At 42.5% G+C, this 15,151-nt stretch carries 14 protein-coding genes and 1 pseudogene; 5 read left to right on the forward strand and 10 right to left on the reverse strand.

Annotated elements, in window-relative coordinates; translation table 11 throughout:
• Window positions 1-46: 46 nt before the first annotated feature.
• Entirely contained in the window at window positions 47-1,297 is a 1,251-nt protein-coding gene (locus tag BJP34_RS08295; protein ID WP_070391938.1) for an RNA-guided endonuclease InsQ/TnpB family protein, read from the forward strand.
• On the opposite strand, the gene BJP34_RS08300 is transcribed toward BJP34_RS08295, so the two are convergent.
• The 4 genes from BJP34_RS08300 to psbP form a co-directional block, all read right to left on the reverse strand.
• Window positions 1,270-2,220 (reverse strand): hypothetical protein, encoded by a 951-nt coding sequence (locus tag BJP34_RS08300; protein WP_070391939.1) that lies wholly within the window; start codon window positions 2,218-2,220, stop codon window positions 1,270-1,272. The genes BJP34_RS08295 and BJP34_RS08300 overlap by 28 nt on opposite strands.
• 767 nt (window positions 2,221-2,987) lie before the next feature.
• The gene (locus BJP34_RS08305) at window positions 2,988-3,422 is read right to left on the reverse strand and encodes a hypothetical protein (protein ID WP_070391940.1); all 435 of its coding nucleotides are present in this window, start codon (window positions 3,420-3,422) and stop codon (window positions 2,988-2,990) included.
• A gap of 37 nt (window positions 3,423-3,459) precedes the next feature.
• Window positions 3,460-4,059 carry a Maf family protein gene (locus BJP34_RS08310; RefSeq protein ID WP_070391941.1) on the reverse strand — a complete coding sequence of 200 codons (600 nt, stop codon included), beginning with the start codon at window positions 4,057-4,059 and terminating at the stop codon, window positions 3,460-3,462.
• A gap of 356 nt (window positions 4,060-4,415) precedes the next feature.
• A complete protein-coding gene (gene psbP, locus BJP34_RS08315; protein WP_070396555.1) occupies window positions 4,416-4,955 on the reverse strand; it encodes a photosystem II reaction center PsbP in 540 nt (179 codons plus the stop codon).
• Between the two features lie 204 nt (window positions 4,956-5,159).
• On the opposite strand from psbP, the gene BJP34_RS08320 reads away from it, so the two are divergent.
• Window positions 5,160-6,164 carry a tetratricopeptide repeat protein gene (locus tag BJP34_RS08320; RefSeq protein WP_070391942.1) on the forward strand — a complete coding sequence of 335 codons (1,005 nt, stop codon included), beginning with the start codon at window positions 5,160-5,162 and terminating at the stop codon, window positions 6,162-6,164.
• Between the two features lie 57 nt (window positions 6,165-6,221).
• Here BJP34_RS08320 and psb34 read toward each other — a convergent pair whose 3' ends face one another.
• The 4 genes and pseudogenes from psb34 to BJP34_RS08335 all read right to left on the reverse strand — a co-directional run bounded on the left by psb34 (window position 6,222) and on the right by BJP34_RS08335 (window position 9,417).
• Entirely contained in the window at window positions 6,222-6,401 is a 180-nt protein-coding gene (gene psb34 / locus BJP34_RS08325) for a photosystem II assembly protein Psb34 (protein WP_070391943.1), read from the reverse strand.
• Window positions 6,402-6,553: 152 nt separating this feature from the next.
• A complete protein-coding gene (locus BJP34_RS47180; RefSeq protein ID WP_267876606.1) occupies window positions 6,554-7,333 on the reverse strand; it encodes a thiazole synthase in 780 nt (259 codons plus the stop codon).
• A gap of 219 nt (window positions 7,334-7,552) precedes the next feature.
• A pseudogene (thiO, locus tag BJP34_RS47185) lies at window positions 7,553-8,590 on the reverse strand (glycine oxidase ThiO); the annotation flags it as partial.
• A gap of 332 nt (window positions 8,591-8,922) precedes the next feature.
• Window positions 8,923-9,417, reverse strand: coding sequence for a hypothetical protein (locus BJP34_RS08335; RefSeq protein WP_158517086.1), 495 nt, complete (start codon window positions 9,415-9,417; stop codon window positions 8,923-8,925).
• Window positions 9,418-10,403: 986 nt separating this feature from the next.
• Here BJP34_RS08335 and BJP34_RS08340 point away from each other — a divergent pair.
• Both BJP34_RS08340 and BJP34_RS08345 read left to right on the forward strand, forming a co-directional pair.
• Window positions 10,404-11,273, forward strand: coding sequence for an EamA family transporter (locus tag BJP34_RS08340; RefSeq protein ID WP_070391946.1), 870 nt, complete (start codon window positions 10,404-10,406; stop codon window positions 11,271-11,273).
• A gap of 80 nt (window positions 11,274-11,353) precedes the next feature.
• Window positions 11,354-11,848, forward strand: coding sequence for a hypothetical protein (locus BJP34_RS08345; protein ID WP_070391947.1), 495 nt, complete (start codon window positions 11,354-11,356; stop codon window positions 11,846-11,848).
• A 310-nt stretch (window positions 11,849-12,158) separates the two neighbouring features.
• On the opposite strand, the gene BJP34_RS08350 is transcribed toward BJP34_RS08345, so the two are convergent.
• Entirely contained in the window at window positions 12,159-13,379 is a 1,221-nt protein-coding gene (locus BJP34_RS08350) for a patatin-like phospholipase family protein (RefSeq protein WP_070391948.1), read from the reverse strand.
• Between the two features lie 694 nt (window positions 13,380-14,073).
• The gene (locus BJP34_RS39085) at window positions 14,074-14,256 is read right to left on the reverse strand and encodes a hypothetical protein (RefSeq protein WP_149030864.1); all 183 of its coding nucleotides are present in this window, start codon (window positions 14,254-14,256) and stop codon (window positions 14,074-14,076) included.
• A gap of 624 nt (window positions 14,257-14,880) precedes the next feature.
• On the opposite strand from BJP34_RS39085, the gene BJP34_RS08355 reads away from it, so the two are divergent.
• Window positions 14,881-15,135 (forward strand): hypothetical protein, encoded by a 255-nt coding sequence (locus BJP34_RS08355; protein ID WP_070396556.1) that lies wholly within the window; start codon window positions 14,881-14,883, stop codon window positions 15,133-15,135.
• Window positions 15,136-15,151 lie beyond the last annotated feature (16 nt).

The raw sequence follows: 15,151 nt of genomic DNA on the forward strand, positions 1-15,151 counted from the left end.
CATATAGTATAATATTACTAGGTCGATATACGAGAGGACAAGTCAAATGAGAATCGCGTATCAGTACAGGCTAAAACCGACAAGAGATCAGCAAACCAAGATTGATCATTGGTTGTCAATGTTGTGTGCTCAATATAACTATTTGCTGGCCGATCGGTTCAGGTGGTATGAAGAAAATCGCTGTTCAATTAATACTTGTCCGCTTGTATGTTACCTCCCGGAATTAAGGGATAATCCCGATTACTACAGTCAAAAAAAGACTCTTCCAAGTTTAAAAAAGACTCGCCCATGGTATAAAGACATCCATTCTCAGGTACTTCAGGATACAGTAAAGAGAGTAAAGCTAGCTTTTGACAGGTTTATCAAAGGAGATAGTAGCGGAAAACGAAGTGGACGACCTAGGTTCAAAAAGCTACACCGCTACCGTACCTTTACCTATCCCCAAATGAAAGAAGGGTGTCTGGAAAGAAATTTGATCAACCTTCCAAAAATAGGCAAAGTTAAGGTTGTACTCCATCGGACTATTCCTTCTGGATTTAAGATCAAGACAGCTTCTATCACCAAAAAATGTGATGGCTATTATTTGGTTTTATCTCTAGAGGACAAGACCATTCCTGAAATTCAGCCCAATATTAATCCAGATTCAATAGTTGGGATTGATGTTGGTCTTAAAGATTTTTTGACTACCTCTGAGGGTGAAGTCGTTGAAATTCCTCAGTATTATCGAAAAGCTCAAAAACGTTTAAGAGTGATTCAAAAGCGAGTATCCCGGAGAAAGAAAGGGGGTAATAACAGGCTAAAGGCGATCAAGCAGCTCGGAAAACAGCATAAAAAGGTATCAGACAAAAGAAAAGATTTTCATTTCAAAACAGCAAACCACCTACTATCAAAGTATGATGTAATCGCTCATGAAAAACTAAATGTTAAAGGACTGGCTAAGTCCCGATTGGCTAAATCTGTGTTGGATGCGGGATGGTCAAGCTTCTTGACCATCCTAGCAAGCAAAGCCGAGAATGCTGGCTTGTTAACGGTTCCAGTAAGCCCCAAAAATACTTCACAGAATTGCTCCAATTGTGGCAATAAAGTCCCCAAGAAGTTGCATGTCCGGTGGCATGATTGTCCCCATTGTGGATGCAGTCTTGACCGCGATTCGGCGAAGCCGACGCTACGCGAACATAATGCAGCTATCAATATACGAAATAGAGCGGCAGGGCAGTCCGTTCTTAAAGCCCAGCGCCTCCTAAGGGATGCCCGGATTGGCTGGGAAGCCTACACTGAACCTGTAAGGTCAGTGTAGGAGCTGTCACTGCTACCCAACTTACTAACTACTGAACCAGCACCTAAAATACCCACTGATAGTAGACCAAGTATAGAAGCAGGTTCTGGAGTTGAAGCTGCTACAACAATACCTGAGCCGTTAAATCTAAAGTCGAGATTTTGAAAATCTTCTGCAGTAAATTCTGAATTAACGGGAATTACGAAATCAAGATTGTCGAAATCAGCATAAAAAGTCTTGCCATCTTGCGTAAATGACAAATCGTCTAATCCCCAACCTCCTTGAAAAGCGAGCTCAAAACTTTCATTGATAGTAAATGAGCGTAAGAGTCCTAACCCTACCGACTCCAGCCTAATACCTGTTGAGAATTCAAAAAGCCCCTGAGTTCTTAATAGAGTACTACCTAAAAAGTCAAATACAATCTGATCGGCTTCATCATCAAATGTAATCTCCAAAGATGTATTCAGATCTGACTCAAACTCTTCTTCAACAGACAAAGGAATGCCTTCGTTATTGACAACATCGCGGAAAGAAGGAGACTTAAATGGATCCGGTGCTGCATCTGCATTAGTCACGGTAAAAGCCTGCAACGTCCCAGGAGTCCTTCGCAGGATTTTCTGACGCTCTTGAGTTGAAAAGAACAAATTACCAGTTGAAGTTCGCTCAGCTGTGGAACTTGCAAAGGCATCCGCCCTTCCTACAGAGGTGTCAGCAATAGATTCAGCTATAGCGACTGCCCCTGTTCCAGGCACATCGGGAAACGAGAACGTAAAAAAGAAGGGAAAATCAGCATCACTAGAACGAGTTTGTGCGAATGCTGAAGCTGTGATTGTTTTTAAGGATGCCGCCTCAGCAGGAGGAGAAGCTCCCAAGCTCAATGCAGCCAAGGTAGCTATAGCCGTAGTCGCTACAGGCAAGAATTTACCAGAATTGAGTAAGTTCATATATTGGATGTGAAATATGTAGATTAAACAACGTTGCGACCTGTGGCGCGACTAGAATAGTCAAGGAATTAATCAACTGGAACAACCGTTGTTATTTAGTGAGTATATAAAGAAAGCTAAAAGGAAATATCTGGCAATTAAGTATCTTTACCCAATCTTTATATATGTGATTATTTGATGATGATCAGGGAGTTGTCTTTACATAATCTTTAAAAAAACTACTCTCAACGAGCCTCCCAAGTCAGGAAACTGTTCTTTGGGATTATGCCTTTTTACTGAAAGATGCAATTTATAATTAGGGTTTGCTGAAAAAGTCTTTTGGTATTGGTAGGAGTCAGGAGTTAGAAGTCAGGAGTTAGGAGAAATGGGAATTATATAGAAGGTAGTCGGAATACTTGTCCCTTTATTTTTTTGATATTGTCTGCCCAAAATGCTAATTTTTTGAGCTTTTTCGACCGATTTACTGGCACTTTATTCGACCAAAAAATGCTAAAAACTTTATCTGTCAATGCTTTTAGAGTTAATCATCAAGCCCTAATTAGCTGATAGCTTCACTACCCCTAATCAATCATCTAGGGGCAACAGTCTATCCTCTTTTAATTGTCGAATGACCGCTTTTCTTACGTAATCCGACTGGTTGGGTAGCGATCGCATAATTGGAATTTTATATGTTATCTGTAGCTATCTGTACGGTGCGTTATTAACGCACCGTAATCGTTATAGCTGTTATCATAGCAATCAGGTACACAGGATTTTTTTCCTATTCCCTATTCCCTATTCCGTTTTTTAGTAGATAGACTAGAGCTACTATCAGTAGCTAGATCAGAGCCTTGAGGTAGCCGACCCATGGTAGTACTCACAACTGTAAACAGTTGTTGCAAATTTTCCAAATTTTGCTGAATAGTCTGGCATCCTTGTTTTACCTGCTCTAGGTGAAATTGCTTCAGTTCAGTGTAAGGCCCATTGCCCATAAACTCTGAACCAACTTCGTTGTTGATTTCACCATCAACAATATTGATGCGACTACGCATTTGGCAATCAGAGGTTGGTTGGTCTAGCTCAGCTGAGGAATTAGGAGCTGGGCTAGATGAGGATACCCAAGTCGTAATTTCTAACTCCACTGCTTCACCTAGGGATAGGGTTAGGGCATCCCTAATGTTACCTGCTTTGATTTGTTGTTTAAAGTCGTCTTTAGTGGTCATAGATTTTTTTGTTGCCCTAGTCCTTAATTATTAGTTATTAGTTCAAGCGCCAAAAATCAGTAACTTCATATCCTAGTTCCTGTAACATTTGATGGAGTAGGGGTAAGCTAAGACCAATAACATTACTATGACAGCCTTCTATTTTGTCAACAAAGAGTCCCCCTCTACCTTCCAAGGCAAAGGCACCAGCACATTTAAGGGGTTCGCCAGTAGCAACATAGGCTTCGATAGCGCGATCGCTTACATTGGCAAAATAAACTCGGGTTACACCACAGCGCACTATGGTTTTGTTCCGAGATAAGTCAATTAAAGCATGACCTGTATAGAGTTCTCCAGTAGTCCCTCGCATCTGTTGCCAACGAGCAATTGCTTCAGAGGGGTTAGGGGGTTTGCCATAAATCCCACCCTCCATACTCAATACAGAATCACAGCCTAATACCAGAGCGTCGCTAAATTGATCAGCAACAGTTTTTGCTTTTTGTTCAGCTAGAATCTGCACTAAGGTTGCTGGCTCTGGATGCTGCACTTGAGATTCGTCAAAATTGCTTTGGCAGACCACCGGTTCAATACCAGCAGTTTGTAACAATCGTCTGCGAGCACTAGAAGCTGAAGCTAATACAAAAGTCCGCATATCCATATAGCAATTTTCAGAAACGTTTGAGCGACATTGCTTATGCTTTGAAGGCAATAGGCAATAGGCATGCTAGCAATAGGCAATAGGCATGCTAGCAATAGGCAATAGGGTTTTAATGCAATCAGCGTCAAAGAAGACTGTACCTGATCACCACGCCTTTGGCGAACAACTAAACAACCAAACAACCTGTAACCTTCAACCAAACAACCTGTAACCTTCAACCAAACAACCTGTAACTTTCAACCAAACAACCTGTAACCTTCAACCAAACAACCTGTAACCTTGGCCTATTGGCCACGCGTGCGCGTTCAACCCTTCAACCTTGGCCTATTGGCCACGGGTTCGCGTTCAACTGTTTCCTAGTTCACTGAAAAAGACTTAACCACTGCGTCGAACACATTTTTGGTCTTACCCCAGCGTCGTTCAGTGGTGGAAGCATTGAAGGTGTAGAGCTTGCCACGGTTGACCACCACACTGGCGAGGTTGTGCCGTTCTTGGCTGGGAAGTTGGACGTTGTATTCTAAAAGGTAATAAGTCTTGTCTGCTACCTCACGAGCTTCAGCATTAACCAACTCGGCTGTGCGACCAGAATCGGGAGGAGCAATGGCATTTTTTTGCAGCTTATACCCCACTTCTGAGGGTGTACCTAAATCAGCAAGGGTCTTGCCTTCCGGCACTGGGCTAATCACCACACTAACATTTTCGGTGCTTTCTATAATATCGTGGAACACGACATCGGGTCCATCAGTCACCTTGATAGGGACCCAACCGTTGGGATACAAAAACTGATAACCGTTAAGGCTGTCTACATAGCTTTGTAGACCACTGGCACCAGTTGTGCAGCCATGTATAGCCAGACTCAACACTAGCAGCAGTAGTGGTGCAATTTTCTTGAGCATCTCTTTGAGCATCTCTATTAAACGTCAACTCAGCTGCTTAATTGTCTCATCTTTAACTAATCGTACTTGCCCCTATGTATTTTCTGTTACCGGTTGGACACTCACCAGATGTGTGATAGATAGTGAAGTCAAGTTAATAGAGTGATTTTAGACAACTGCACAGGGTAACAATTCTGGAAATCATCAGGCTTTGTAAGGAAAACCATGAAACCAACTTATCTAACTATCTCTAGCCTAGGACTTGCCACAATACTGACTGGATTTACCGCAACTGTCTATGCTCAGCAGGAGCCACTTCCAGTTCCCGTCATTATCCGATCTCAGCCAGATAATGAAGAGCCCACCTCCGCCGAAGAGCCAACTAATACTCCAGCCCAACCTGGCGATGATAAACCAGCTATTACTCCAGCCCAACCTGTTGAGGAGAAACCAGCTACTACTCCAGCCCAATCTGGGGATGATAAACCACCTACTACTAAAAAACCCACTGTTGAGAAAGACCCTTTTAATAGGGAATTGCCAGTAAGGACTATACCCCGGATGAGTGCTGTGGAATTCTACAACCGGGGCGTGGATCAATTAGATAATGGTAATTATCCAGAGGCAATGGTAAATTTCAAACAGGCTTTGCAGCTGGAACCCTATGACCCTGATATCAACTACAATCTGGGCTACGTCCACCACATTCAGGGGAATTATCAAGAAGCGATTGATAACTACACTGCTGCTATCAAGATTAAAACCGACTATGGTGAAGCCTATAGCAACCGTGGTTATGCCTATTTTGTGCAAAAGAAGTTCATCGAAGCGATCGCTGATTTTTCCAAAGCTATTGCTCTGACACCCAATAATGATACGGTCTATCTCAGTCGAGGTAATGCCTACTCTGAAGTAGAGAACTATTTCCAAGCAATTGCGGATTACGATCGAGCTCTCTCGATTAACCCTAAAAATGCCATGGCTTACTACCAGCGTGGTTTAACTCGCAGTAAGCTCAAACAGTATCAAGCTGCTGTAGCTGATTACACAGAAACTCTAAAAATTGAACCCACTTTTGCCGATGCGTTTTATAAACGGGGTCTAGCCAGCCTTGACCTCAATAAGGTTGAGGAAGCGATTAAGGATTTTAAAAAAGCGGCTGATTTATTCCAAGAACAAGGCAGAACTGAAAATTATCAAGAAGCGATGGAAGCCATCAAAAAGCTTTAATGGCAACCACATTCTTGAACTCAAGTGGCTTTTCAACAGCTTTCTTCTGTGCAGTACCTAGCTCACACCAGAAGCTGAGAAAGCCACAAAGATCAAGCCACTTACTAAAATCAGAGCTGTTGCACCCAAGATCACGTAGTTGCGCTTTTCCGCTGCAGTGGGTGGCTCTGCCTGGTACATTTTTGGCTCTTTAGCAAAATTGTTTAAACGTCCGCCGTCTTCTACTGTATATGGCATGGATTACAACCTTTTTTTACTTTATTTATATAAATGTAACAAAGAATGTAACAAAAATTGGCATAACTACTCTTCAGTTTTCCTGATTAGCTTGATTTGTTACCTTAAAGTATTAATCCAGTCCTAGACCTTGACAAGTTATTTAATCTATGCTAGCTAATGGTACCAGTCAAGGGTGAGCTAGCGCTAGCATAGTTTTTAATTGGAATACGACCAGCTAGGTAAGCCAGACGACCAGCTTCGGTGGCCATTCCCATCGCTTTTGCCATCATGATAGGATTACCTGCTAATGCGATCGCACTATTAACCAATAACGCATCTGCCCCTAACTCCATCCCATAGGTGGCTTCACTGGGGCTACCTATGCCAGCATCTACCACCACCGGCACTCCAGCTTCCTCAATGATGATTTCAATATTGGCAGCATTCTTGATGCCCTGTCCCGAACCAATGGGTGAACCCAAAGGCATCACCGTAGCACATCCTACCTCTTCTAGGCGTTTGGCTAATAAGGGATCCGCATTAATATAGGGCAAAACTGCAAACCCTTCTTTTACCAGTTGCTCTGCTGCCTCTAGAGTACCAATGGGGTCAGGGAGTAAATACTTAGGATCAGGAATCACTTCCAGTTTCACAAAATTATTGTCTTCTTGGCCCAATAGCTTCGCCATTTCCCGACCAAGCCGTGCCACTCGCACCGCTTCTTCCGCCGTTTTACAGCCTGCGGTGTTGGGTAACATCCACAGTTTCCTCCAATCCAGGGATTCCGCTAGCCCTTCGTGTCCTGGTGCTAAGGTTTGTACCCGACGCACGGCCACCGTCACAATTTCACTGCCACTAGCTGCAATACTTTCAGCCATTACCTGTTGAGAGTCATACTTCCCTGTGCCAGTCATCAGACGAGACCGAAAGGTTTTTCCCGCAATGGTCAGTAAATCAGCTGGGGATGGTTCCGTCCCATTGTCAGAGTGAGAGTTCCGGAGCGTAGCAGAATTATAGTGCAGCACTGGTGTTGAGGAGGAGTTACTAGATACACTGAGATTAGCACTGAGATTAAGACTGAGATTAGCACTGCTTTGATTTGAGGCTGGTTGATGGTAAACTCGGTCGTATCGAAATTGATCTAACAATGGGTCAGACTTTTGCTTCTCAATCAGGTCAGCCAGCAACAAAGCGGTTACCGGAGCGAGCAAAATACCGTTGCGGTAGTGACCCGTAGCCAGGCTCAGGTTTTGGCACGGACCAGTGCCAAGAATTGGGAATTGGTCAGGTGTGGTTGGTCGAAATCCCCACCAACACTCATGAATCGACCAGTCTTGGATTTCTGGATATAGCCGGATAGCTGATCCTAACAAACCTTGAATTCCAGCAGTAGTGTTGTCAGGCTGCCAACCCACATCCTCTACTGTTGCACCAATCAGAATTCGCCCATCTCGACGGGGGACTAGATACACCTCAGAGCCATGTAACACTCGCTGTAGTGGCAAGGGTTGTTGAGAATTTTTAGTGGCTTTTACTGACAGCATCTGACCTTTTTTTGGAGCCACTGGCAAGGGCAACAGTTGATTAGACCAGGCTCCAGTTGCTAGGACATAATGGTCTGCATGGAATTCCCCTGCGGAGGTTCTAATCCCAGAGACTAAGCGATTGTGTTGCTGAATTGCCTCGACAGTTATCCCTTCACGCAGCTCTACTCCCCATTCTTGGGCAGCCAGTCGCAGGGCTTTACTGAGTGCTTGGGGAACCACCTGAGCATCTTCTGGGTACCACCAACCACCAACCACTTCCGAGCTTAAACCTGATTGATAGCAATGAATCCTATCTTTGTCTAACCAGTCAGCAACTCCGGTTTGGTTGCTGAGCTGCTGTTGGTGATTTCCTGCTGCCCCTTCATAGACCGGTGCTAAAAAGCCACAGGGCCAATAGCCCGTTGCCACACCAGTCATCTGTTCCAGTTTGGTACACCATTGAGGATACAGTGAATGGGACCACAGGCCTAAATCTAGCATGGGTCCGATGGGCAGCGCTTCTGAAAACGGTGCCAACATTCCCGCTGCAGCTAGGGTGGCACCTTCTTGGAAATTGCGGGTGACAACAGTTACTGTTGCCCCACGCTGCTTCAGTTCTACAGCGATCGCTAAACCAATAATGCCACCGCCAATAATCAGAATGTCACTTGCTGCTTTCATAGGTTAAGGAGAGTGGAGACTAGGGATTGGGGAAAGTATCAAGGATGAAGTATCAAGGATGAACTATTAAGTATGAAGTATCAAGGATGAATTATTAAGTATGACGTGGGAAGTGGTAAGTGTAACTCGTAGGTTGTAGATAACGGTTTTAGTCAACCTTAAGTCAGCCACCGATAAACCCATTTCCTCCTTCAACCTTTATTTTTCATCCTTTTTACTTCAACCTTTATTCTTCAACCTTTATTTTTCATACTTTCTCCTGTTGGCTCATCCCCTAATCCCCAATCTCTAATCTTGTCCCCAACCTTGTAAACAACTACAGGTGCTGCACTCTACCATAGCGCTGGTATGGGGTCATTATCCTCGTATACTACTGTACCAGAACTTCCTGTAGTTGCTGAGCTTGCTGTAGCCCCTGAAGCACTAGACTCACTGATCACAGGATTTCCTTGAGCAACAGTATCGTCCTCTGGCTGTGAAAAGGGATCAGTTGTAGTCGGCTGTGCTTGTGCGATCGGTTGCTCTGGTTGAATACTCGGTGTTTCAGCTTCTGTAATTGATGGGTCTTCTAACAGTGCTGTATCAGTTGGTTCTGCCTCCTCCTGGTTCCTACCCAGATTAAAGAAGGGAATGTTAAAGCGAGAAGCCTTTTCTTCCTCAACTTCAGGAAGTGGTTCTACTTGATTTGCACTCGGGGAAGGCTCCTCGATTTGCTTAGACTTACAAGCACTAACTGCTCCTAGCAGAGCAACCAGCACTAATAATTTGGTAGTTAACCTCATATATTTGTTCATACTCTGATTTGATATCAAGAATTTTGCTTGCATAACTTAATACCTGTGTGTCGAAGTAGGGAATTTACAGATGTGTCCCTTTTCGGTGAACACACCCGCCCATAATATACCAGTTGAGTTCTCCGGAGGTCACTAGAAAACAAAATTGTTCATTGTCTTGATGCAAAGGGCGAGTGGGAGTTTACCCCTTTGGCCGACTGCATCGCTTTGACCCTATTCCTTGCACCCATCTAGATCCCTGACCTTTGATGGTTTTTACCCAAGGCGCGGACATCGTCAACTGATTTACCAGACCCCACGCTAAGGCTATGGCGCTGGCTTGTCACTTGACCGGAGATTGCCTAAGTTGAGTTTTGCGACTAAGCTTAGGTTTTACATCCGAGACCTGTTGCAACAATCCCACCCCCGTCAGACCGATAGCATTTCGATTAGCATTTCGATTCGCTCAAAGCGGGATATATCAACAGGTTTTTTTTGACTTGGTTAGTGTCAATCTAATTTACTGTCAACAGTATCATGTTTGTAGATCATGTTTTTAGTAAATTTTTTATCATTTTGTTAATCAATTTGGAATTTTTACCGGTATTGACCCGATAAAAATTCCTTGGAGGATGCCCAGGTATCCCGACACCAAATTTGCCTATGATGCCGCGACACTTATTACCTCCCCCAACTCTCAACCATTAGTTAAGCATTACTTAAGGATTGCTAAATGTGCCTTAGCTTACATTCTGTTAGCACTGATGGGGAGTTGGGGTTAACAGAGGATGATTCAAAAGCTAACTTCGTCAGTGCGATCGCTAACTGCTTCTGCTGATACACAGTTAACTATAATAGTTAACTTATCTTCTACTTTTATAGGGTTGCTTAGTGACGGGGAACAGTCAACAGTCAAGAGTCAAAGGTTAAGCATAAACCCTCAATTTCACTATAGCTTAACTTAGGTTTTAAGCTAGGCTAGTTAAGTCGGTCATTCACTCATTATCCCTATTCTGGCTAAACTACAGGTTAGCACTACTATGCTTTGGTTGATATTCGCTAGTTTAACAGCTCTTTTTGCCTCTGGCAAGGATTTGACGAGTAAGCAAGGGCTAAAAAATGTTGATGGGTACATTATTTCTTGGGCAGTATTATTTTTTTCTTTGCCGGTTTTACTTCCCCTCCTTTTTGTGATTAAAATTCCGGAATTAGGCCGAAATTTTGCCTTAGCCTTAATGATAGGAGGGTCTCTAAATGTGGTGGGCATGAGCTTGTATATCCAAGCCTTGAGTCGGTCTGACTTATCCATTACCGTTCCATTTATGACCTTCACACCGTTATTTTTATTAGTGACATCTCCAATCATTGTTGGAGAATATCCCACCCCCTTAGATATGGTAGGAATTCTCATGATTGTGGTTGGATCGTATAGCTTGAACTTAAAAGAAAAAAGAAACGGTTACCTCGCCCCTTTCAAAGGACTACTGAAGCAACAAAGTCCTAAGTTAATGTTAACCGCCGCTATAATTTTTAGTATTAGCTCAAACGTTGATAAGGTGGGAGTACAAAATTCTTCACCAATATTTTGGGCAATTGCGATGCATAGCTTTGTTTCCACAGGTATGGGAGTAATTATGCTGTGTAAATCAAGAAGTAAATTAAACCAAATCCCAAAAAACTTACTGTCTCTAGTTCCTATTGGTTTCTTTCAGGCTGGAGTGATTTTGTGCCAAATGACAGCTCTGGAAATGACCTTTGTTAGCCACGTAATCGCTGTTAAACGTATGAGTGCTTTAATTAGTGTCATCTTAGGATGTCTAATTTTTAAAGAACCGGGAATTCAGGAAAGAGCAACTGGAGCAGCAATTATGGTATTGGGAGTTGTACTGATTAGTCTATCGGGACATTAGGATTGAGTTTTGGATAGGGAGCAGGGAGCAGGGAGCAGGGAACAGATGTAGGGTGGGCAGTGCTTATTAAGGCAAAAGGCATGCTAGCAAAAGGCATGCTAGCAAAAGGCAAAAGGCATGCTAGCAATAGATGTAGGGTCAGCAGTGCTTACCAAAACCATTGTGAGCCTTTAAATAGGTATGATGCACTGCCCACCAGACCAGCAAATAGATGTAGGGTGGGCAGTGCTTATCAAACCAATTGTGAGCTTTTCAATGGCTATGATGCACTGCCCACCAGACCAGCAATAGATGTAGGGTGGGCAGTATATATTAAGGCAAAAGGCATGCTAGCAAAAGGCAATAGATGTAGGGTGGGCAGTGCTGATCAAACCAATTGTCAGCTTTTGAATTGGTATGATGCACTGCCCACCAGACCAGCCATAGATGTAGCGTGGGCAGTGCTTATTAAGGCAAAAGGCATGCTAGCAAAAGGCAATAGATGTAGGGTGGGCAGTGCTTACCAAAACCATTGTCAGCTTTTCCATGGGTATGATGCACTGCCCACCGGAGGACTAATTGTCTTAAAAATATAGAAAATAACTCATATTTTCTAGTTGATTTGAGGTCGGTGGGCAGTGGTTCTCAACTCTATTACAACCTGATAGTATCCGTCTTATCCACTGCCCACCCTACGATTAATTTTCTTACTTGCCCTTGGGCAGTTCGCCCAGCGTCGGGCTTTGCCCGAATCGGAAAACGTAAGGAATCAGGGATCAGCTGATCCCTGATTCCTTACCAAAACTAGAGGGTTTAAAGGTTAAATCTTGGCTTTAGACCCCTCTAAGTTGTAACCAGCTGTCTTGACGGGGTTGTCTCTGCGTTAGAGTCTTCTAAATCTTCTTTTTACTTTTTGTGATCAGGAGGATGATTGTAAATAAACTTGTCAATTGCATCCCGAACGGCAATATCCTTGTCATTATCAGCGTTTTTATAATCAACTGTTCCGTATTCTAAATAGCACTCAGCAGCAAATTTTAGTTCTTTAAAAGCTTCATAGTTGTCAATATCTTCATTAAGTTTTTCCTTTTTTTTATCCCTAATATTATCAAAAGCTAGATTATATTTATGAATGTATTTATTAATTTTTCTTAAAGGCTTCCATAGTTTTATAAAACAACTTTTTTCTTTCATATACGTGTTTATTTCGAAATTTAAACGCAAATATTTTTGCCTGCCTATGCCTCTAAACATGCGTAAAGCAATATGCTCTGAATTTTCCGCATCAGGGTCTAAAAACATATCCGGTAGATGGCTTACCCAACCCAATTGTCCCCATTTATTTACCTCATCATATGTATAAGGACGAGTTGTTGTACCAGTGCCAATGGAGAGAACAGCAATGTCGTCTATTTTAGTTTTATTTTGCTTTCCCTCATCTTTCATCGATATAGCATGGGCGATTGCAGCTAACACTGGGTTATTAGCTGATACCCCACCATCGATATGGGGGCGATATTTTTTCTTATAATTTTCTTCATCAGGCTTGACTAGGAGTTGATAAGGTGGAAAAAACGTTGGTGCTGAAGCTGAAGCGGTACAGATTTGCCAAAGTGGAATATCATTCTCAATGTACCATCCACTTGGATCGTTATTCCCAAACCACGTTGTGTTTCGGGATTTAACGTCATAACTGAGGATTAAGAGTTGTAAGTCCTTGATGTCTCTCATTGTCAAAGGTTTACGCGAGTCCGGATCAACCAAATTTCTTTTCAAAACATTAGCCAATCCTTGCTCTTCCGACTTATCTGGAAACTCGTGGGGATATAATACACCACGCCCAAAAAGTTTACTTAACTCCCGCAATTTTCGCATATAACGTGTACTCTTAAGAAAGATATTTTTCCCCTCCTTATTATAGAGCTTAATCAGATCCTCTGCAGTCATATTACAGGCAATTCCCGCCGCCAAAATTGATCCAGTGGATGTTCCGGCAATCAAATCGAAATATTCATGTAATTCCTGACCATATTTCTCTTTTATTGTTTTTTCTATCTCTTGGAGAATTCTTGCGGATATAACTCCACGCATTCCCCCTCCATCTAAGCTAAGAATTTTGAATGTCATGGTATTTCCTCAGAAGTAAGTTTTAAATTTGATTTAATCCAGTAAATAAAAAAACTACAAATTAAACGTTAATCCCATTATTTACAGACTTTCTTTACAAAACCTCGGTATAATTAACGAATTTATCAGACTATTAAAAAAAACTATTTAAACTACATTAGTAGTATTACGCAATTCATATTGGTTAACCACAGAGCTAGTAAATCCCAATACTAATTGTTTTTTTTAGCAAAACAACTATAGCCTTTATAGGATTTATGAGGTACAGTTATCAACCTCAAAGTCCCCCTTGATAAGGGGGACCAACGGGGGATCCCTTTGTAACTCATGGCATAGAGAATTGCCATAACTCTTATTTACTTGTTGGTGGGCAGTGCCGATAAAACCGATTATAACCTGATAGTATCCCTCTGCGATCCTGCCCACCCTAGGATTAATATTATTGGTGGGCAGTGCTGATAAAATCTCTTATAACTTGATAGTATCTGTCTGCGACCCTGCCCACCCTAGGATTAATATTATTGGTGGGCAGTGCTGATAAAACTGATTATAAGTTGATAGTATCCGTCTGGGACCCTGCCCAGCCTACAATTAATTTATTCCCGATGCCATTTCCTTGTCGGTGGGCAGTGCTGATAAAACTGATTATAAGTTGATAGTATCCGTCTTGGACCCTGCCCACCCTACGATTAATTTATTCCCGATGCCATTTCCTTGTCGGTGGGCAGTGGATTAAATCTATTTCAAGTTGATAGTTATCCGTCTTATCCACTGCCCACCCTACGATTAATTTATTCCCGATGCCATTTCCTTGTCGGTGGGCAGTGCTGATAAAACCGATTATAAGTTGATAGTATCCGTCTGGGACCCTGCCCACCCTACAATTAATTTATTCCCGATGCCATTTCCTTGTCGGTGGGCAGTGGATTAAATCTATTTCAAGTTGATAGTTATCCGTCTTATCCACTGCCCACCCTACGATTAATTTATTTCCGATGCCATTTCCTTGTCGGTGGGCAGTGGATTAAATCTATTTCAAGTTGATAGTTATCTGTCTTATCCACTGCCCACCCTACGATTAATTTATTCCCGATGCCATTTCCTTGTCGGTGGGCAGTGGATTAAATCTATTTCAAGTTGATAGTTATCCGTCTTATCCACTGCCCACCCTACGATTAATTTATTCCCGATGCCATTTCCTTGTCGGTGGGCAGTGGATTAAATCTATTTCAAGTTGATAGTTATCCGTCTTATCCACTGCCCACCCTACAATTAATTTATTCCCGATGCCATTTCCTTGTCGGTGGGCAGTGGATTAAATCTATTTCAAGTTGATAGTTATCCGTCTTATCCACTGCCCACCCTACGATTAATTTATGATTAATTTATTCCCGATTCCCGATTCCCCATTTTTTAATAAAAAAAAATTCCCAAACCCCTTGACAATTAGTAAATAAATTAATATATTAATAATATACACAGTTCAAACATGGAACTCCAAATGACTAACAACATTAACCCCAACTCAGATCACAATCTCAACAATCCTAATTGCCCAGAAAATTCTGGTGACCAATGCCGTAAGTGCAAAAAAGCCAAGCACGTCTTGGTCGGTACTCCTGAACAGGTTGGCAAGACCATTAATGCCGTGTATGCCCTTAAGTATGCACACCCCGACGAATGGAGCACTCCGGAGCCTACCGGAAAACCTGGTCAGGTGATGACCTTTTTTATTCGATACTTTTACGTAGACTAGGATAGAAATTTGCCAG

This window comes from Moorena producens PAL-8-15-08-1 (genome assembly GCF_001767235.1).
Lineage (GTDB): Bacteria > Cyanobacteriota > Cyanobacteriia > Cyanobacteriales > Coleofasciculaceae > Moorena > Moorena producens_A.

Coding starts and splice junctions, on each gene's coding strand:
- BJP34_RS08320 (WP_070391942.1), top strand. CDS start 5,160: ATGAAACCAACTTATCTAACTATCTCTAGCCTAGGACTTGCCACAATA.
- BJP34_RS08335 (WP_158517086.1), bottom strand. CDS start 9,417: ATGCAAGCAAAATTCTTGATATCAAATCAGAGTATGAACAAATATATG.
- BJP34_RS08340 (WP_070391946.1), top strand. CDS start 10,404: ATGCTTTGGTTGATATTCGCTAGTTTAACAGCTCTTTTTGCCTCTGGC.
- psbP (WP_070396555.1), bottom strand. CDS start 4,955: ATGCTCAAGAAAATTGCACCACTACTGCTGCTAGTGTTGAGTCTGGCT.
- psb34 (WP_070391943.1), bottom strand. CDS start 6,401: ATGCCATATACAGTAGAAGACGGCGGACGTTTAAACAATTTTGCTAAA.
- BJP34_RS08295 (WP_070391938.1), top strand. CDS start 47: ATGAGAATCGCGTATCAGTACAGGCTAAAACCGACAAGAGATCAGCAA.
- BJP34_RS08300 (WP_070391939.1), bottom strand. CDS start 2,220: ATGAACTTACTCAATTCTGGTAAATTCTTGCCTGTAGCGACTACGGCT.
- BJP34_RS08345 (WP_070391947.1), top strand. CDS start 11,354: ATGCTAGCAAAAGGCATGCTAGCAAAAGGCAAAAGGCATGCTAGCAAT.
- BJP34_RS08355 (WP_070396556.1), top strand. CDS start 14,881: ATGACTAACAACATTAACCCCAACTCAGATCACAATCTCAACAATCCT.
- BJP34_RS08310 (WP_070391941.1), bottom strand. CDS start 4,059: ATGGATATGCGGACTTTTGTATTAGCTTCAGCTTCTAGTGCTCGCAGA.
- BJP34_RS08305 (WP_070391940.1), bottom strand. CDS start 3,422: ATGACCACTAAAGACGACTTTAAACAACAAATCAAAGCAGGTAACATT.
- BJP34_RS08350 (WP_070391948.1), bottom strand. CDS start 13,379: ATGACATTCAAAATTCTTAGCTTAGATGGAGGGGGAATGCGTGGAGTT.